17 protein-coding genes and 1 other annotated feature are annotated in these 19,459 nt (G+C 52.9%); of the genes, 16 read left to right on the top strand and 1 reads right to left on the bottom strand.

Annotated elements, in window-relative coordinates:
- The first annotated feature begins 139 nt into the window (after positions 1-139).
- The 9 genes from QZQ46_RS05080 to sufU all read left to right on the top strand — a co-directional run bounded on the left by QZQ46_RS05080 (position 140) and on the right by sufU (position 7,612).
- Entirely contained in the window at positions 140-535 is a 396-nt protein-coding gene (locus QZQ46_RS05080; protein WP_296827455.1) for a hypothetical protein, read from the top strand.
- A 73-nt stretch (positions 536-608) separates the two neighbouring features.
- Positions 609-749 (top strand): six-cysteine ranthipeptide SCIFF, encoded by a 141-nt coding sequence (gene scfA / locus QZQ46_RS05085; protein WP_014017076.1) that lies wholly within the window; start codon positions 609-611, stop codon positions 747-749.
- Positions 750-817: 68 nt separating this feature from the next.
- A complete protein-coding gene (gene scfB, locus QZQ46_RS05090; protein ID WP_296827458.1) occupies positions 818-2,254 on the top strand; it encodes a thioether cross-link-forming SCIFF peptide maturase in 1,437 nt (478 codons plus the stop codon).
- The gene (locus QZQ46_RS05095; protein WP_296827460.1) at positions 2,241-2,453 is read left to right on the top strand and encodes a hypothetical protein; all 213 of its coding nucleotides are present in this window, start codon (positions 2,241-2,243) and stop codon (positions 2,451-2,453) included. The genes scfB and QZQ46_RS05095 overlap by 14 nt, the downstream gene beginning before the upstream one ends.
- Positions 2,454-2,622: 169 nt before the next feature.
- A complete protein-coding gene (sufC, locus tag QZQ46_RS05100; protein WP_296827462.1) occupies positions 2,623-3,357 on the top strand; it encodes a Fe-S cluster assembly ATPase SufC in 735 nt (244 codons plus the stop codon).
- A gap of 56 nt (positions 3,358-3,413) precedes the next feature.
- Entirely contained in the window at positions 3,414-4,826 is a 1,413-nt protein-coding gene (gene sufB, locus QZQ46_RS05105) for a Fe-S cluster assembly protein SufB (RefSeq protein WP_154651841.1), read from the top strand.
- A 14-nt stretch (positions 4,827-4,840) separates the two neighbouring features.
- Entirely contained in the window at positions 4,841-5,977 is a 1,137-nt protein-coding gene (locus QZQ46_RS05110; protein ID WP_296827465.1) for a SufD family Fe-S cluster assembly protein, read from the top strand.
- A complete protein-coding gene (locus tag QZQ46_RS05115) occupies positions 5,940-7,160 on the top strand; it encodes an aminotransferase class V-fold PLP-dependent enzyme (protein ID WP_296827467.1) in 1,221 nt (406 codons plus the stop codon). Before QZQ46_RS05110 ends, QZQ46_RS05115 begins: the two co-directional genes overlap by 38 nt.
- A 17-nt stretch (positions 7,161-7,177) precedes the next feature.
- On the top strand, positions 7,178-7,612 hold the full coding sequence (gene sufU / locus QZQ46_RS05120) for a Fe-S cluster assembly sulfur transfer protein SufU (RefSeq protein WP_296827469.1): 435 nt from the start codon (positions 7,178-7,180) through the stop codon (positions 7,610-7,612).
- Positions 7,613-7,710: 98 nt separating this feature from the next.
- Here sufU and lgt read toward each other — a convergent pair whose 3' ends face one another.
- The gene (gene lgt, locus QZQ46_RS05125; protein WP_296827472.1) at positions 7,711-8,505 is read right to left on the bottom strand and encodes a prolipoprotein diacylglyceryl transferase; all 795 of its coding nucleotides are present in this window, start codon (positions 8,503-8,505) and stop codon (positions 7,711-7,713) included.
- A 126-nt stretch (positions 8,506-8,631) separates the two neighbouring features.
- Here lgt and QZQ46_RS05130 point away from each other — a divergent pair, with 126 nt between their 5' ends.
- The 7 genes from QZQ46_RS05130 (at position 8,632) to thrS (ending at position 19,408) form a co-directional block, all read left to right on the top strand.
- On the top strand, positions 8,632-10,386 hold the full coding sequence (locus QZQ46_RS05130) for a glycosyl hydrolase family 18 protein (protein WP_296827474.1): 1,755 nt from the start codon (positions 8,632-8,634) through the stop codon (positions 10,384-10,386).
- Between the two features lie 83 nt (positions 10,387-10,469).
- Positions 10,470-12,950 carry a leucine--tRNA ligase gene (leuS, locus tag QZQ46_RS05135; protein ID WP_296827565.1) on the top strand — a complete coding sequence of 827 codons (2,481 nt, stop codon included), beginning with the start codon at positions 10,470-10,472 and terminating at the stop codon, positions 12,948-12,950.
- 109 nt (positions 12,951-13,059) lie between these two features.
- Positions 13,060-13,674: a CoA pyrophosphatase gene (locus tag QZQ46_RS05140; protein ID WP_296827477.1), complete on the top strand. Its 615-nt coding sequence runs from the start codon at positions 13,060-13,062 to the stop codon at positions 13,672-13,674.
- 350 nt (positions 13,675-14,024) lie between these two features.
- Positions 14,025-15,176 (top strand): acyl-CoA dehydrogenase, encoded by a 1,152-nt coding sequence (locus QZQ46_RS05145; RefSeq protein ID WP_044503460.1) that lies wholly within the window; start codon positions 14,025-14,027, stop codon positions 15,174-15,176.
- A 73-nt stretch (positions 15,177-15,249) separates the two neighbouring features.
- Positions 15,250-16,065, top strand: a complete 816-nt coding sequence (locus QZQ46_RS05150; RefSeq protein ID WP_044503461.1) for an electron transfer flavoprotein subunit beta/FixA family protein — start codon at positions 15,250-15,252, stop codon at positions 16,063-16,065.
- Positions 16,066-16,085: 20 nt separating this feature from the next.
- Complete coding sequence (locus QZQ46_RS05155) at positions 16,086-17,102, top strand: electron transfer flavoprotein subunit alpha/FixB family protein (protein ID WP_296827479.1); 1,017 nt, start codon at positions 16,086-16,088, stop codon at positions 17,100-17,102.
- Between the two features lie 143 nt (positions 17,103-17,245).
- Positions 17,246-17,464 (top strand) — a binding site (T-box leader).
- Positions 17,465-17,500: 36 nt separating this feature from the next.
- Positions 17,501-19,408 (top strand): threonine--tRNA ligase, encoded by a 1,908-nt coding sequence (thrS, locus tag QZQ46_RS05160; protein WP_296827481.1) that lies wholly within the window; start codon positions 17,501-17,503, stop codon positions 19,406-19,408.
- Positions 19,409-19,459 lie beyond the last annotated feature (51 nt).

Consider the following 19,459-nt stretch of genomic DNA (forward strand, 5'->3'; position numbering starts at 1 on the left):
GATAGGCCCTTATAGGGCCTGAGCAAACCACCAGTTAAACTGGTGGTTTTGATTGACAATCTCCTGAATGCACGATAAAATTAATACGTTAGACATAACTATTCTTCATGCTCCACATGATTTTGCAGGAGGTGCTTCTGTGAATTTAAAATATGTCAAAGGCAGCTACATGGATGAAATCATGGTTGAAGGCCGCCCCGTTTTGTTTACCCTCGACGGACTCCCTGAAGGCCAAGAGGAACAGGCACAGCAGTATGGCGAGGAAATCTGGAACTGGGTTTTGGAACACCAATCCCAAGTCGTCTCCCATGCGCCGCTCATCGCCGGCTTCAAGAATAAGAAATGGCGCTCTGACGGCGAGCCGGAAGTGACAGCTGAGGACATTATCGGGTGCTTACAGCGCATTACCTCGATCTATGCCACCTATCAAGAAGGCTTTGACGTTTTCTTTGACACGAATGACGTATTTGAAGAACGATCCCTGGTCATCAGCATCGGGAAGAACTTCTTCTTTGAAGGTTTTAAACTCTTATAGTTTTGACTTCTGTTGTAGAATCGTCTGTAATGTGGTAAAATAAAGCATAATCTTTGATAGCGAGGTGAAGATCATGGCAAAACACATCATTACGATTAATACGGAATCTATCCAGAAGACGGCACAGCACGCTGGCTGCAGCGAATGTCAGACGTCCTGCCAGTCCGCCTGCAAGACTTCTTGCACCGTTGGCAATCAGATCTGCACAAAATAAGTTATTCAAGGAAAAGGGGCGTCGCTCACGCGGCACCCCCTTCTTTTTGCATGGAGGAAAGATTATTCATGGCTGAAATTAAACCAATGATTCATAAATACTGTCAAAATGGTACCTACATGCTCCTCGACGTCAACAGCGGCATCATCAACGTCATCGACAAGATGACCTACGATGTCCTCGACGTCTACGACGGCACCAATAAAGAAGCCGTCTACGAAGCCTTTGCCGGTACTTACGATAAACAAGACCTCGACGACATCCTCGGCGAGCTCGATGAACTGATCAAGAAGGAACTCCTCTTCGCGCCCATGACGGAAAACTTCAAAGTCGTCGCCGAAGAAGAACCGGTCATCAAGTCCCTGTGCCTGAACATCGCTCACGACTGCAATCTGCGCTGTCAGTACTGTTTTGCCTCCCAAGGCGACTACGACACGCACAAGCGGGAATTGATGAGCTTTGACGTAGCGAAGAATGCCGTCGACCTCTTGATCCGCAGCACCGAAGGCAAGCGCCAGCACTGCGAAATCGACTTCTTCGGCGGTGAACCGCTCATGAACTTCGGCGTCGTCAAGCAGACCATCGAATACATCCGTGAGCAGGAAAAGATCCATGACAAGGTCTTTAAACTGTCCCTGACGACGAACGGCATGCTCCTCGACCCGGCTAAGGTCAAGTACCTGACGGACAATCACATCAGCCTCATCCTCAGCCTCGACGGCCGTCCCGAAGTCCACGACCGCATGCGTCCCGACGCCGGCGGCCGCAGCTCCTATAAGACCTGTGCCGACAATCAGGTCTATGCGGCCAAGCATCGCAATGGGGAAGAGTACTATGTCCGCGGTACGTATACAACGTACAACCTGGACTTTACGAAAGACGTCGAACACATGGCCGACCTCGGCTTTGAAGGCCTGTCCATGGAACCCGTCGTCGGCGACGACCTGTCCTATGCCATTACCGAAAAGGACCTGCCCCGCATCTTCGATGAATACGACAACTTAGCCGAATTCTACTTGAAGCGCCTCGACGAAGGCCGTCCCTTCATCTATTATCACTTCATCATGGACCTCTACCGCGGCCCCTGCATCGCCAAGCGCCTCCGCGGCTGCGGTGCCGGCCACGAATACATGTGCGTCGTCCCCAACGGCGATATCTATCCCTGCCATCAGTTCGTCGGCCAGGATGAATACGTCATCGGCAACGTCTATGACGGCGTGACCAATACGACCCTGCCGCCCTTGTTCCGGGACATGCACGTCCTCAACAAGCCCATCTGCTGCGAATGCTGGGCTAAATTCTTCTGCAGCGGCGGCTGCCATGCCAACAACATCAAATACGGCGGCGACATCAAGACGCCTTATGACCTCAGCTGTCAGATCCAAAAGAAACGTATCGAATGCGCCATGTACATCCAGGCGACACTTGCCATGCGCGGCCAGAAGGCCCGTCTCTTCGGTGCCCCTGAAGAAGGGGACTGCAAAGGATGCGATGCCTGTGGCTAAGTGGTCAAAACTGATGCGGCTCAAGCTCTTTCTGTGGGTCGTCGTCTATGCTTTTTTGATCTATGCCGTGATCGTAGACGGTCCGTCGACAGGGATTTTGGTCCTGTCGGCGGCAGCCGTCCTGGTCTGTGCCATGCAGCTTTGGATGCACAGTGAACGACGGGCCCGTTGGATGAAGGACAAAGTAGATAAAAAATAGTCAAAAACGCGACTAAATAGGTTGACTTTGTGGCGTTTATGGAGTACATTAAGAACAGTAAAGTAAGTGTATCTAATTGGTATACTTTATCAATATAGGCAACCATTACGTTTCTGCATCGCCGTGCAGATGCTTAGTAAAACGTAGAACTTATGTAGGAGTGATAATGATGAGTGAATTATTAAGAGTAGAAGGCTTGCACATCGCCGTCGAAGGCAAAGAAATCCTCAAAGGCCTCGATTTGACGATCAATACAGGCGAAACGCATGTCATCATGGGTTCCAACGGCGCCGGCAAATCGACGCTGTTCAATGCCATCATGGGCAATCCGAAATACGTCGTCACGGCCGGGAAGATTTTCTTCGAAGGTCAGGACATTACGGAAGCTGCCGTCAACGAACGTGCCAAAGCCGGCATCTTCATGGCCTTCCAGCAGCCTATCGCTGTTCAGGGTATTTCCGTTGAAAACTTCGTCCGCAACGCCAAGAGCACCATTTCCGGCCAGCAGCGCATCATGCCTTTCCGCAAGAAGCTCCACGCCCAAATGGATCAGCTCAAGATGGACAAGTCTTACGCCGAACGCTACGTCAATGACGGCTTCTCCGGCGGGGAACGGAAAAAGACGGAAATCCTTCAGATGTGCATGCTCGAACCGAAACTGACCATGCTCGATGAAATCGACTCGGGCCTCGACGTCGATGCTGTCCGTATCGTATCGGAAACGGTCGCTCAGTACCACAACGAAAACAATTCCATCATGGTCATTACTCACCACAGCGAGATCCTGCAGCAGCTCAAACCGGATTTCGTTCACATCCTTATCGACGGTAAGATCGTCAAGACCGGCGACGCATCCCTCATCCAGGCGATTGAAGCCAACGGTTACGACGCATACAAAGGTTAGTGGGAGGTACAGCTATGGCTGACAACAAGGAAAAATTTGCCTCACAGCAGAGCAAGATGGCTGACGAACGCAAGACCATCGATACCTTTGCTGATTTCGGCAATATGTATAACTTTAAAAAAGATTTTACCTATTCCTATAAGACCGATGCCGGTCTGACGGAAGACATCGTTCGGGAAATCTCGGAAAAGAAGCACGAACCGCAGTGGATGCTCGATTTCCGCCTCAAGTCCCTGGACCTGTTCAACCGCATGGAATATCCGAACTGGGGTCCTGACATCAGCGAACTCGACATGGACAACATCGTCACCTACGTCCGACCCAATTCCCAGATGAAAGGCAATTGGGACGAAGTACCTGACGATATCAAGGATACCTTTGACCGCCTGGGCATTCCCGAAGCGGAAAAGACGTCTTTGGCCGGTGTCGGCGCACAGTACGACTCGGAAGTCGTCTATCACAGCATTCAGGACGAACTCGTCCAGCAGGGCGTCGTCTACACCGACTTCGATACGGCCCTCGATCAGTACGAAGACATCGTCAAGGCTCACTTCATGAAGCTCGTTCCGCCGACAGACCACAAGTTTGCCGCCCTTCACGGCGCCGTTTGGTCCGGTGGCTCCTTCGTCTACGTGCCGGCCGGCGTCGACGTATCGATTCCGCTCCAGAGTTATTTCCGCCTCAATGCACCGGGGGCAGGCCAGTTCGAACACACCATGATCATCGTTGAAAAAGGGGCCAAGGTCCACTTCATCGAAGGCTGTTCGGCTCCGAAGTACAACGTGGCCAACCTTCACGCCGGCTGCGTCGAACTGTTCATCGGCGACGATGCAGAGCTGACCTATTCGACCATTGAAAACTGGTCCAAGAATATGTACAACCTCAATACCAAGCGGGCCATCGTCGGCAAAAACGGCCGGATCAACTGGGTCACGGGCTCCTTCGGTTCCCATACGTCGTGCCTCTATCCCATGAGTATCCTCAATGGGGAAGGCGCTCACTGCGAGTTTACAGGCGTCACCTTTGCCGGTGCCGGCCAGTTCCTCGACACGGGCTCGAAGGTCGTCCACAACGCGCCCAACACGACGAGCAACATCAACTCCAAGTCCCTCAGCAAGAGCGGCGGCGTCAGCATTTACCGCGGCAGCGTCGTCATCAACCCGCCTGCCGACGGCGCCAAAGCCAACGTCAGCTGCGAATCGCTGATGCTCGATGAAGAATCGCAGTCCGATACGATTCCGGCTATCATCGTCAAGAACGACAACATCGACCTCGGTCATGAAGCTTCCATCGGCCGTATTTCCGATGAAGCCATCTTCTACCTCATGAGCCGCGGCCTCAGTGAAGATGACGCCCGGGCCATGCTCGTCCGCGGCTTCGTCGAACCCGTATCCAAGGCCTTGCCCCTTGAATACGCCGTAGAAATGAATAACCTGATTAACCTCGAACTCAAGGGTTCGTTGAAATAGGGAGGAGGAATATTATGGCAGCTAATACAGATAAAATCCAGTATAACCAACTCCCGCGCCCGACTTTTCGCTGGATGAAAGTTAATTACCTCGAATTGGACCGCCTGCCTGAACAGAAAGGCTCGGCATACCGCCCGGAAGAACGCCACGACGGCGACGTTTCCGTCAATTTCTATGACGGCAACGGCATTCCCGACCTCGGTGATTTTCAGGGTTCCAATGAGGAAGCCCTTGAAAGTGCACTGAACAAGGCCAATTCCGGCGTCGCCGTCACCATCGGCGAACACCAGAAGGGCACGGTTCATTTGAAATACAGCGTCAGCTCTGATTTGCCCCAGCTTTCGGCACAGCTTAAAATCGAAGCCGCACCGTACAGCGATGTAACGGTCTTCCTCGAATTTGACGGCGACGCCGAAGACGGCATGGTCAACTTCCTGACCTACGTCAAGACCGGCGAACATGCCCGCGTCAAGATCAGCAAGGTCCAGCTCAACGGCCGCGGCGTGCGCCACGTCGAACACCGCTACGGCGATGCCGGCAAGGAAAGCACCATCGACTACGTCAGTGCCGAATTAGGCGGCAAGACGGCCATCGTCTACTATAAGACCGACCTCATGACCGACGAAAGCAATTTCAACAGTCAGGCCATGTACCTCGGCGACGACGACCAGATCGTCGACTTCTCCTATTGGGTACCTACCAAGGGCGTCAAGACCAATACGGATATCTTGACGACAGGCGCCCTCCTCGACACGTCGAAGAAGTACTTCCGCGGCACCATCGATTTCCTGCGGGGCAGCAAGAAGGCCGTCGGCTCTGAATCGGATATCTGCATCCTCCTCAGCCCTCAGGTCCACTCCATTTCCGTACCGCTCCTGCTCTGCAAGGAAGACGACGTCGTCGGCAACCATGCCGCCAGTGCCGGTCAGATCGACCAGGACAAGCTGTTCTACCTCATGAGCCGCGGCTTTAACGAAATCGGCGCCCAGCTGATTATCGTCGAATCGAACATCCGCCCGGTCATCGATGCCCTGGGCGATAAGGATTTAGAAAATAAAGCGCTCCAAGCTGTACGTGAAAAAATGCAGTTCTGCCGCAAGAAAGGTGATTGCCATGCTAAATGTACGCAAAGATTTCCCCATCTTGACTAAGGTCCATAACGGACATCCCATCGTTTATTTCGATAACGCCGCTACGACGCAGAAACCGCGTCAGGTCATTGACGCCATCGTAGATCTCCTCGAACATCACAATGGCAATCCTCATCGCGGCGCTCACATCCTCAGCATCGAAGCCGGCGAACTGTACGATGAAGCTCGTGAATCGGTCCGCCGCTTCATCAATGCCCCGTCGACGGAAGAAATCGTTTTCGTCCGCAATACGACGGAAGCCTTGAACCTCATTGCCCGCAGCTACGCCGAACCGAAGCTGAAAAAGGGCGACAAGATTGTCATCCCCATTTCCGAACACCATTCCAACCTGGTAACCTGGCAGCGGGTCTGTGAAAAGACCGGTGCCGTCCTGGAATTCATGTACCTCGATAAAGAAGGTCACTTCACGGACGAAGACTTAGCTAAGATCGATGACAAGACCAAGATCGTTTCCTTCGCTGCCGTCAGCAACGTCTTCGGCATGAAGCGTCCCGTCAAGGACATCGTCGCCAAGGCTCATTCCGTCGGTGCCATTGCCATCGTCGACGGCGCTCAGTCCGTACCGCATATGAAGACCGACGTCCAGGATATGGACTGCGACTTCTTCGTCTTCTCGGGCCACAAGATGTGCGGCTCGGCCAGCACGGGCGTCCTATACGGGAAAAAGGCCATCCTCGAAGGGATGGAACCCTTCCTCCTCGGCGGCGACATGATCGAATACGTTAAGGAACAGTCGACGACCTTCAATGAACTGCCCTTCAAATTTGAAGCCGGTTCGCAGAACGTCGAAGGCGCCGTCGCCCTCCATGCTGCCATCGACTATTTGGAAAAACTGGGCATGGACAAGGTCGAAGCCCACGAAGAAGCCTTGACCAAACGCTGCCTGGAAGGGATGGAAAAGATTCCTCACATCCACATCATCGGCAGCACCGATCCGTCGGAAAAGACCGGTGTCATTACCTTCACCATCGACGGCGTCCATCCTCATGACGCAGCGACCATCCTCGACAGCTTCGGCATCGCCATCCGTTCGGGCCATCACTGCGCCCAGCCTCTCGGCGCTCACTTAGGCGTAGAAGCGTCGAACCGGGCCAGCTTCTATATCTACAATACGGAAGAAGAAGTCGACTACTTCCTGGAAAAACTGCCTCTCGTCCGCAAGCAGATGGGTTTTAAAGACTAAGGAGTGTTCAACGAGTTATGGAAAATATGAACGAATTGTATTCCGACATCATCCTGGAACACAATCAATCGCAAGCGAATAAACGCCTCTTGGACGTTGCCAACATCAGTGAACACGGCCATAATCCGAGCTGCGGCGACGATATCACCCTCCAGGCCGACATTCAGGACGGCGTCGTCAAAGACGCTGCCTATACGGGCCACGGCTGTGCCATCAGCCAGGCCTCGGCCGATATCATGATCGACCTCATCAAAGGCAAGAGCGTCGAAGAAGCCCTGCGCCTGGTCGATCTCTTCCTGGATATGATCAAGCGGGAAATTACCGACGACGATCAGCTGGAAGAATTGGAAGACGCCATTGCCCTGAAGAACATTTCCAACATGCCGGCCCGTGTTAAATGCGCCGTCCTGGCATGGCATACCTTAAAGGCTGCCTTGGAAAAGGGCAACTAAGGAAGGCATTACAACACAGCGGTGCCCTGCATCGCACGATAAAAGGACAGCCCCATCGTTTTGATGGAGCTGTCCTTTTTGTATCGAAACGTATTTTTTTAGGCTTGGGCCTTGTCGTCCCTATCCTGCGTACCTTTGAATTGGAGGTAGACGAAGACGACGAGGGCGATGACGAAGGCGATGACGCTGGTCATCTGAGCCGATTTCAGGCCCATGGTCAGGTCGACGTAGTCGCCGCGGAGAAATTCCAGGAAGAAGCGTTCAATGGCGTAGAGCATGACGTAGAGGCTGAATACCTGGCCCTTCTTGTGGGGGAAGGAGCTGTAGAAGAGGAGGACGACGAAGACCAGGACGTCGATCTGTCCTTCCCAGACTTCAGCCGGCCATAAAGGCTGACTGCTGTAGGTCTGATAGGCCAGGGTCGATTCGGGATAGACGATGCCGAAGTTTCCGCCCGTCGGATGGCCGAAGGCGTCGCCGTTCATGAGGTTGGCCATGCGGCCGATGGACTGGCCCAGGATGATGGCCGGTGCCAGAAGGTCGCCGAAGGCCCAGGTATCGATGTGGTAGTGCTTCGTATAGAGGTAGCCTGCAATGGCGCCGAACAAGAGACCGCCCTGGATGGCCATGCCGCCTTGCCAGACGTAGGGGATTTCTGTCAGGTGATGCTGATAATAGGCCCAGTCGAAGAAGAAGACGTCCCACAGGCGGCCGCCGACGATGCCGGCCAGGCCGCAGTACATGGTGAAGTCGAAGATGTGGACGTGCCAGCCGCGGCCGTCGCGCTTCATGATGTAGTACGCCGTGAGGCCCGACGAGATGATGCCCAGCATAAATAACAGTCCGTAAGCCCGGACGGGGAAGGAGCCGATGAAAAATAGATACTGATGCAATATAAAACCTCCTTTAGGTGTGGTATAATGAGAAAATATGGACGGGATTTGAAAATTGTTCGCGTTCACCATAGAATTATACAGGATTGAACTTTTTTTTCCAATCCTCACGAGGAGGAAAGAACGATGAAATATAATCGTGCGATGAAACTTTCTTGCCTGACGGGACTGATCACCTTGTCCCTGACGGCTTTTTCCTTTGCTGCCGCCTCTGACGATAATGCGAAAGCCACGGACCCGGCTTTTAACGTGCCGACCGTGGCCAACCCCATTCCCGCTGAAGTCGTCAAAGACCTTGAAATCGTCGAAGATCAGGGACGCTGGCTGGTATCGGACAAGGCCCTCAGCCAGTACGGCATCAAAGAGGCCGACAAGAGCAAGGGAACCTATTGGTTCCGCCTGCCTAAGGCTGAAAACGGCTCGACGGCCTGGCAGGGCGAACCGGTCCAGCTGACCCTTCCCGGACGGGCTGTCAGCGGCGGCCGGACCATCAATATCAAAAACGTCCGCCGTCCCCTGGGCATCAGCTACGTCCTGGCTGAAAATCCGACCGAGAAAAACAGCCTCCTGCCGCCGGAACAGCCCGTAAACGCCGCTCCCGAACTGCGTCAGGAACAGGACCGTAAGGATCCCGTCGGGAAAGAAGGGAAGATGGGCCTGGTCCTCTTTTGGGATCCCCTCATGAAGGAAGACGCCGATCTGCCGGAACTTCGGACGCAGCAGCCGATCATGTCGCCGACGGCCTTCAGAATGACCGCCAAGGGCATCGAACTGCGCAACCCCGACTTCGACATGCTGGCCGAAACCTACGCCGCCAAGGGCTACGCCATGTGGCCTCTGGTCGACAATAACTTTGACCCCAAGCTGACCCATCAGATCCTAAGTGACAGCCGCCTTCAGGATACGATGATCCGCCAGCTCATAGGCTACGCCATCCTCTACGATTTTAAAGGCTACAACATCGACTTTGAAAACATCAATTACAGCGACAAAGACAAGCTGACGGCCTTCGTCCGCAAGATTTCCGACGCCGCCCATGCCTATGGCCTGAAACTGTCCATGGACGTCACGCCGCCGTCGGACAGCCCCAATTGGTCCATGGTCTACGACCGGGCTGCCTTGGCGCCTCATCTCGACTACCTGATGATCATGGCCTACGACCAGGTCGGCCGGACCAGTCCCGTTGCCGGCCCCGTTGCCACCTACCCCTGGGTAGAACGGGCCGTTCAGAATACCTTGAAATTGGCGCCGGCCGATAAAATCGTCCTGGGCATGCCCCTCTACATGCGCCTGTGGTACGAATCGAAAGACGGCCGCGACCTGCCGCAGAACCTGGCCGACTGGCCGGCCGTCGTCGGTGCGCCGCCGGTAAAAGCTGCCAAGGCCGACGTCCGTAAAGACGAAGATCAGGCCAAGGTGAATGAACCGATGCGGGTCGAAGTCAAAACGGCAGCCGAAGAAGCGGCTCTCGTGGCTGACGAAAACAGAAAGGGCGTCGTCGTTCCCATCGACTTCGACGGCGATCTGTATCAACGGGCTTCCGGCCGGCTGGTGAAACCTGTCGTCAAAGCCGAAACGGCGCCTCAGGCAGTGCCTTCCGGCAAGGCCAGGCTCTTCGTCCGTACCCTGACCATGGCCGACAGCGAAGCCGTCCTCAAGGCTTATAAGAACTACGTCGTCTGGAAGCCGGACCTGGGCCTCTACTACTTGGAACTGCCCCTAAAAACGGGTACCGTTAAAATTTGGATAGAAGATGAAAAATCTTTAAAAGCTAAGGCTGACCTCATTCAAACTTATGGATTGAAGGGCGCAGCTTTTTGGCGAAAAGGATTTGAACCGGCTCATTTTTGGCAGGGATTTGCAAAACATGAATTGACTTGACGCCATGAGGCCACTATAATATTACTCAAGACCCTGTAAGACAGGCCGTCTGTATTTTGAATGGGGCAGGATAGGAGGCTCTTATATTGGAAAAGTATATTCCACAGGAAATCGAAAAGAAATGGCAGCACGTATGGGAAGAACACCACTGTGACTGCTGCAGCGAAGACAACGGCAAGCCGCCGTATTACGTATTGGAAATGTTCCCGTATCCGTCGGGAAATCTTCATATGGGCCACGTCCGCAACTACACCATCGGCGACGTCATCGCCCGCTACCGCCGCATGAACGGCTTCAACGTTCTCCATCCTATGGGTTACGATGCCTTCGGCATGCCTGCTGAAAATGCAGCGATTAAACACAATATCCCGCCGGCAGACTGGACCTACAGCAATATTGAAAACATGACCCGCCAGCAGAAGGCCCTGGGCCTGTCCTATGACTGGGACCGCGAAGTCGCTACGTGTCATGAAAAGTACTATAAATGGACGCAGTGGATCTTTGAACTGTTCTACAAACGGGGCCTGGCTTACCGGAAAGAAGCCAAGGTCAACTGGTGCGATACGTGCAACACCGTTTTGGCCAACGAACAGGTCATTGAAGGCAAGTGCTGGCGCTGCGACAATCCCGTCGTCAAAAAGGACCTGAAACAGTGGTTCTTCAAGATTACGGACTATGCCGACCGCCTCTTGGACGACCTTCAGGAACTGCCGGGCTGGCCGGAACGCGTCAAGACCATGCAGAAGAACTGGATTGGCCGCAGCGAAGGGGCTGAATTCTCCTTCGACATCCCGGAAATCGGCAAAAAGGTTCCCATGTTCTCGACCCGTGTCGATACGATCTTCGGCGTCACCTACATCGTCTTGGCACCGGAACACGAATACGTCGCCAGCCTCATCAAGGGCAAGGAAAATGAAGCCGAACTTCAGGCCTTCATTACCCGCATGAAGAACATGAGCGACATCGACCGCACGGCAACGGATGCCAAAAAAGAAGGCATGTTTACCGGCGCTTATGCCGTAAACCCGGTCAACAACGAAAAGGTCCCCATTTGGATCGCCAACTACGTCTTAGCCGACTACGGCACCGGTGCCGTCATGGGCGTACCGGCTCACGACCAGCGCGACTGGGAATTTGCCAAAGCCTTTGACCTGCCTTTGCGCCTGGTCGTTCAGAATAAAGAAAAGAATCTCGATTTAGCCACTATGGAAGGGGCTTACCACGAACCGGGGACCTTGGTCAATTCCGGCGAATTCGACGGCCTCACCGACGAAGAAGGCCGCAAAGCCATCACCCAGTGGCTGGCTGACAAAGGTCTCGGCAAGAAGACCGTCAACTATAAGCTCCGCGACTGGCTCATTTCCCGTCAGCGCTATTGGGGCGCTCCCATTCCTATCATCTACTGCCCGAAATGCGGCGAACAGCTCGTCCCTGAAGACCAGCTGCCGATCAAGCTGCCGGAAGACGTCGAATTCACGGCCGGTGCCGTATCGCCCTTGGCGACGAGCGAAAACTTCGTCAACTGCACCTGCCCGAAATGCGGCGGTCCGGCCAAGCGGGAAACAGACACGATGGATACCTTTATCTGCTCGTCGTGGTACTTCCTGCGCTATACCGATGCCCGCAACGACCAGCAGGCCTGGGATCCCAAGAAGGCCAATCACTGGATGAACGTCGACCAGTACATCGGCGGCATCGAACACGCCATTTTGCACCTCATGTACTCCCGGTTCTTCATGAAGGTCTTCCATGACGCCGGCCTCGTCGATAAGAAAGAACCCTTTGAACGCCTCTTGACCCAGGGGATGGTACTCCTCGACGGCAGCAAGATGAGTAAGTCCAAGGGCAACATCGTATCGCCGGAAGACATCATTGCCAAATACGGTGCCGATACGGCCCGCTTGTTCATCCTCTTTGCCGCTCCGCCGGAACGCGATCTGGCTTGGTCCGATCAGGGCGTCGAAGGCTCATACCGCTTCCTCAACCGCGTATGGCGCATCGTCCACCAGTTCCAGGAAATGGAAAAAATCGGTGCGGCCGATAAGAAGTATACCGATGGGGAAAAAGAACTGCGCTTTGAAGAATTCAAGGCCATCGCCAAGGTTACGGAAGACGTTCTCGGCAAAGACGGAGACTACGGCCTCAATACGGCTGTCAGCTCGATCATGGAATACGTCAACGCCATGCACGCCTATGCCGGCGCCAATACGACGATCCACGAAGACGTCGCCGTCGAAGCCAATAAGAACCTGCTGAAGATCTTGGCACCGTTCACGCCGCACATTACGGAAGAACTGTGGCAGATCTGCGGTTTTGAAGGCAGCGTCCACCAGGAATCCTGGCCGCAAGTCGATAAGACGGCCCTCGTCGTCGACGAAATCGAACTGCCGATCCAGGTCAACGGCAAAGTCCGCGACCGCCTGACCGTTTCCGTCGATGCCGACAAAGACGCCCTCGAAGCAGAAGTCTTGGCCCTGCCGCACATCAAAGAATTCATCGGCGATAAAAAGGTCGTCAAATTCATCGTCGTACCGAAGAAAATCATCAATATCGTCGTCAAATAAAAATGCACTCAAAAAGAAGGAGGGGACTGTCTGTCAGGCAGTCTCCTTTTCTTTAGATTGTACTTATTGTAACGTAATATATGACTTATATGACTGAAAGGAGATTGACATGAAGCCTTTTACGCCTTGGCCTGAACGCATTGTCCGCCAAAACCCCTGCCTCAATACCGTTCCCTGTGCCGTCTTGGTTCCGGTCATTCACAAAGACGGGGAAGAGCACCTGGTCTTTGAAGTCCGCAGCAGCAAACTCGATTGGCAGCCCGGCGAAATCTGCTTTCCCGGCGGCCGCATCGATCCGGCCGACAAGAGTCCCTTAGACGCAGCCCTGCGGGAAACGAGGGAAGAACTGGGCGTCACGGCCGACCACCTCCACCTCTGGGGCCCCCTGGACTACCTGGAATCGCCCGTCGGCGTCACTGTCTGGCCCTTTGCCGCCTATATGGATACGACGGACTTTACCCTGAGCGCCGGCGAAGTGGACCATACCTTTACGGTTCCCTTGAAATGGTTCGACGACCATAAGCCTGAAATCGGCCGCATCGAGCTGGCAACCCGGCCGGCGACGGACTTTCCCCAGGATGTGGCCATGCCCATGCGAGGCCAGTGGCGGCAGCGCCGGACCTACAATGTAAAGATTTATACGTACGGCGATTATAAAATTTGGGGAATTACGGCACATATCCTTGACAACTTCCGGGGTATCCGTGCTATAATACAACCGTAAGCTTTCCTTAATATTTGCAACAGGTATAGTTAGGGATAAGAAATAAATCCGCGGCGAAAAATGAGACGTACCGTGTCAAGGCTATTTTTTGCTTTTTGCCTCACTAGTACAAAAAAGTCTTGTTAATGCTTTAGGATGAGAAAATGGAATGGTTATATTGTGATTTATAGCACTTTTGCTATTGATTTAACTTGTGAAAAGTTGTACAATGCACTTGTAAGCACTGAGACCGTGTGAATATATATCCAGGCTGATTTGAATTGACCGGACAATGTATTGTCTCAGATTCCAGGTTTTTATCTTAAGGCTTTACTGTAAATTAACTATACACTAAGGAGAGTGGACACATCATGGATTTTAACTTAACAGAAGTACAACAGGATTTTATGAACCTCGCTAGAGATTTCGGTGAAAAGAGACTGGCTCCTACGATTATGGAACGCGACCATCAGGGCATTTATGATGACGCACTTATCGCTGAACTGCTCAGCTTGGGCATCACGGGCGCTTACTTTGAAGAAAAGTACGGCGGTGCCGGCGATGACGGCGGCGACGTTTTGAGCTACATCCTGGCTGTTGAAGAATTGGCTAAGTATGATGCCGGCGTTTCCATCACCCTGTCTGCAACGGTTTCCCTCTGCGCTAACCCGATTTGGCAGTTTGGTACGGAAGAACAGAAAGAAAAATTCTTGGTTCCCTTGGTTGAAGGCACGAAACTCGGCGCTTTCGGCTTGACTGAACCGAATGCCGGTACCGACGCTTCCGGCCAGCAGACTGTTGCTGTTAAAAACGACGACGGCACGTACACCCTGAACGGCTCCAAGATTTTCATCACCAACGGCGGCCACGCTGATATCTACATTGTCTTCGCTATGACCGACAAGAGCAAAGGCAACCACGGCATCACGGCCTTCATCCTCGAAGACGGCATGCCTGGCTTCACTTATGGCAAAAAAGAAGACAAGATGGGTATCCACACGTCCGTCACGATGGAACTCGTATTCCAGGACGTCAAAGTTCCGGCTGAAAACATGCTCGGCGAAGAAGGCAAAGGCTTCAAGATCGCTATGATGACCCTCGACGGCGGCCGTATCGGCGTCGGCGCTCAGGCTCTCGGTATCGCAGAAGCTGCTTTGGCAGATGCTGTTGAATACTCCAAACAGCGTGTACAGTTCGGCAAACCGCTCTGCAAATTCCAGTCCGTTTCCTTCAAATTGGCTGACATGAAGATGCAGATCGAAGCTGCTCGTAACCTCGTTTACAAAGCTGCCTGCTTGAAACAGGAAGGCAAACCGTTCACGGTTGAAGCTGCTATCGCAAAACGCGTTGCTTCCGACGTAGCTATGCGCGTTTCCACTGAAGCTGTCCAGATCTTCGGCGGCTATGGCTACAGCGAAGAATATCCGGCTGCTCGTCATATGCGCGATGCTAAGATCACTCAGATCTACGAAGGCACGAACGAAGTTCAGCTCATGGTTACCGCAGGTGCTCTGTTAAGATAATTGAAATTTATGATGCAGGCTTGGCATCAGCCAAGCCTGTTGCATAAAAAAAGACTTTAGGAGGCAAACGTAAATGGAAATATTGGTATGTGTCAAACAGGTTCCGGACACAGCAGAAGTTAAGATTGACCCCGTAAAAAATACCATCATTCGTGCTGGTGTTCCTAACATTTTCAACCCCTTCGACCAGAACGCACTGGAAGGTGCTCTGCAGTTGAAAGATGCTGATAAGGATAACGTCAAAGTCACGTTACTCTCCATGGGTCCTGAACAGGCTAAAGATGTCCTTCGTGAAGGTCTCGCTATGGGTGCTGACGATGCTTATCTCGTATCTGACCGTAAACTCGGCGGCTCCGATACGTTAGCCACGGGCTATGCTTTGGCACAGGCTGTTAAAAAAGTTGCTGAACTCAAAGGCATCGAAAAATTTGATTTGGTTCTTTGCGGCAAACAGGCTATCGACGGCGATACCGCTCAGGTTGGCCCGCAGATTGCTTGCGAACTCGGTATTCCGCAGATTACGTATGCTCGCGACATCAAAGTTGAAGGCGACAAAGTCACTGTCCAGCAGGAAAATGAAGAAGGCTACATCGTAACTGAAGCTAATTTCCCTGTCCTCATCACCGCAGTAAAAGACTTGAATGAACCGCGTTTCCCGACCATTCGCGGCACGATGAAAGCAAAACGCCGTGAAATCCCGACCTTAGACGCCGCTGCTATTGGCGTTGACGAAACGCTTATCGGTTTGAGTGGTTCTCCGACAAAAGTTCGTAAAACTTTCACTCCGCCTCAGAGATCCGGCGGTCTCGTTCTCAAAGTTGAAGACGACAACGAACAGGCAATCGTCGACCAGCTCATGGAAAAACTGACTGCCCAGAAAATCATTTAATTCAAGGAGGAACAGTGAAAATGGATTTAGCAGAATGCAAAGGCATTTATGTAATTGCTGAACAGTTCGAAGGCAAATTACGTGATGTATCTTTTGAATTGTTGGGTCAGGCCCGCATCTTGGCTGACACCATTGGCGACGAAGTCGGCGCTATTTTGATTGGTAAGGATGTAAAACCGTTGGCACAGGAATTGATCGCTCACGGTGCTCATAAAGTTTTCGTCTATGACGATCCGAAACTCGAACATTACAATACGACGGCATATGCAAAAGTTCTTTGCGACTTCTTCGAAGAAGAAAAAGCTAACGTATTCCTCGTCGGTGCTACCAACATCGGCCGTGACCTCGGCCCTCGCGTTGCCAACACCTTGAAAACCGGCCTTACGGCTGACTGCACGCAGCTCAGCGTTGACGACGACGGCAAGACCATCGTCTGGACTCGTCCGGCTCTCGGCGGCAACATCATGGCTGAAATCATTTGTAAAGACAACCGCCCGCAGATGGGTACGGTTCGTCCTCACGTTTTCAAAAAACCGGAAGCTGACCCCAATGCAACGGGCGAAGTTATCGAAAAAGAAGTTAAAGTTTCCGATGCTGACATGATGACTCGTTTCGTCGAACTCATTAAAATGGGCGGCGAAGGCGTTAAGATCGAAGACGCTGACATCATCGTTTCCGGCGGCCGCGGCATGAATGGTGAAGAACCGTTCGCAACGGGCATCCTGAAAGAATGTGCAGACGTTCTCGGCGGCGCTGTCGGCGCTTCCCGTGCTGCTGTTGACGCTGGCTGGATCAGCGCTCTCCATCAGGTCGGCCAGACGGGTAAAACCGTTGCTCCGAAGATCTACATTGCCTGCGCTATCTCCGGTGCTATTCAGCACTTGGCTGGTATGTCCGGCTCTGACTGCGTCATCGCTATCAACAAAGACGAAGACGCTCCGATCTTCAAAGTTTGCGACTACGGTATCGTAGGCGACGTCTACAAAGTTCTCCCGATGCTCACGGCAGCTATCAAGAAACAGAAAGGCCTCGCATAAGCTACTTGATCGTGCATGATAAAAGCACTGTCTCTCTGAGACAGTGCTTTTTTTTGAAGACATATTCCTGATGGAAAGATGCTTTCCGTGACTTGACAAGGTCCGGAACCTGCCGTATAATTTACGCATACCTTAGATATAAGATAAAAGCTTTGAAAAGGACAACACTTTACAGCTCCTTTATTGCAGAGAGAGGTACGTTGCTGAGAGTACCTTATAAAGACTGATAGAGTTACCGCCTTAGAGCTGAGTTTCCGAACTGAGTAGGGAGCTCCGGACGCCCCGTTACGGCGCTTGAGTACACTGGGATTTTTCTCGGTGAACTAGGGTGGAACCACGTGAGTAATGCTCTCGTCCCTTGGGGACGGGGGCTTTTTTTATTAAGGAGGATGTTTCGTATGGCAGAATTACTGTTGAAAGATGGAAGCAAAAAACAATTTTCCGATGGCATTTCTCTTGCCCAGGCCGTTAAAGAACTGAGCAACAGTCTTGCAAAGAAGGTATTAGTCGCAAGGGTAAACGGCGAAGTCACGGACCTTCGTGAAACGATCGTCGACGGCTCGACAGTCGAATTCTTTACCTTTGAAGACCAGGAAGGGAAGGATACCCTTCGCCATACTGCCTCTCATATCATGGCCCAGGCGATTCAGCACCTCTATCCGGGCGTTAAGTTCGCCATCGGCCCGTCCATTGAAAACGGCTTCTACTATGACCTCGATACCGAACACCGTTTCACACAGGACGACTTCGGCGCCATTGAAGCTGAAATGGCTAAAATCGTAAAAGAAAACCTTCCCATTACCAAGGAAGTCCTGTCCCGTGCCGATGCTTTGAAGCTCTTCAAAGATGCCGGCCAGGACTATAAAGTAGAACTCATCGAAGACCTTCCGGAAGACGCCGTCATCTCCCTCTATCGCCAGGGCGACTTTTACGACCTCTGTGCCGGTCCGCACTGCGAATCGACAGGCCGGGTCAAAGCCTTCAAAATCCAGACCGTTGCCGGTGCTTACTGGCGGGGCGATGAAAAGAACAAGATGCTCCAGCGTATCTACGGCACGGCTTTTGAAAAGAAATCCGAACTCGATGCCTATTTGAAGATGATGGAAGAAGCCGAAAAGCGCGACCATCGTAAATTGGGCAAACAGCTGGGCCTGTTCATGCTCAGCGAATACGGCCCGGGCTTCCCGTTCTTCCTGCCGAAGGGCATGATCGTCCGCAATCTCCTCATCGATTACTGGCGCGAAGTTCATCGCCGCTACGGCTACCAGCAGGTCATGACCCCGATGATCATGAACCGCGAACTCTGGGAAACTTCCGGCCACTGGGATCATTACAAAGAAAACATGTACTTCACCAAGATCGACGATGAAGACTATGCCATCAAACCGATGAACTGCCCGGGCGGCATGTTGGTCTACGCCAACGAACCTCATTCCTATAAGGAACTGCCCCTGCGCATCGGCGAACTGGGACTCGTTCACCGTCATGAATTGTCCGGCGCCCTCCACGGCCTGTTCCGCGTCCGCTGCTTCACTCAGGACGATGCCCACATCTTCATGATGCCCAGCCAAATCGAAGACGTCATCCAGGAAACGATCCGCCTCTTCGACGAAGTCTATGCAACCTTCGGCCTGACCTACCACGCTGAACTGTCGACTCGTCCGGACAACTCCATGGGCGACGACGCAACCTGGGAAATGACGACCGACGCCCTTCGCAAGGCCATGGACGACTTCGGCCTCGACTACACCATCAACGAAGGCGACGGCGCTTTCTACGGTCCGAAGATCGACTTCCACCTGAAGGACTCCATCGGTCGTACCTGGCAGTGCGGCACGATCCAGCTCGATATGCTCCTGCCGGAAAAATTCAACCTTACCTACACCGGGGAAGACGGCCAGAAACACCGTCCGGTCATGATTCACCGCGTCGTCTACGGTTCGATCGAACGCTTCATCGGCATCTTGACCGAAAACTATGCCGGTGCCTTCCCGACCTGGCTGGCTCCGGTTCAGATCAAGATCCTGCCGATCTCTGAAAAACACCTGGCTTACTGCCAGGACGTCGCCAAGAAGATGGAAGCTCAAGGCATCCGCGTCGAAGTCGACGAAAGCAATGAAAAACTGGGTTACAAGATCCGCAAGGCTCAGATGGAAAAAGTTCCTTACATGGCCGTCGTCGGCGATAAGGAAATGGAAGCCGGAGCCTTCGGCCTGCGCGACCGTTCGAAAGGCGATTTAGGCGACAAGCCGATCGACGAAGTCATCGCCCACATCCAGCATTTGAGCGCAACCAGAGAAGGTTAATCTCGTTTATCGAAAGCATGCCCTGTGGTAAGCCAACGAAGGACGAAATCG

It is taken from the genome of uncultured Megasphaera sp. (assembly GCF_900539295.1).
Taxonomy (GTDB): Bacteria; Bacillota; Negativicutes; order Veillonellales; family Megasphaeraceae; genus Megasphaera.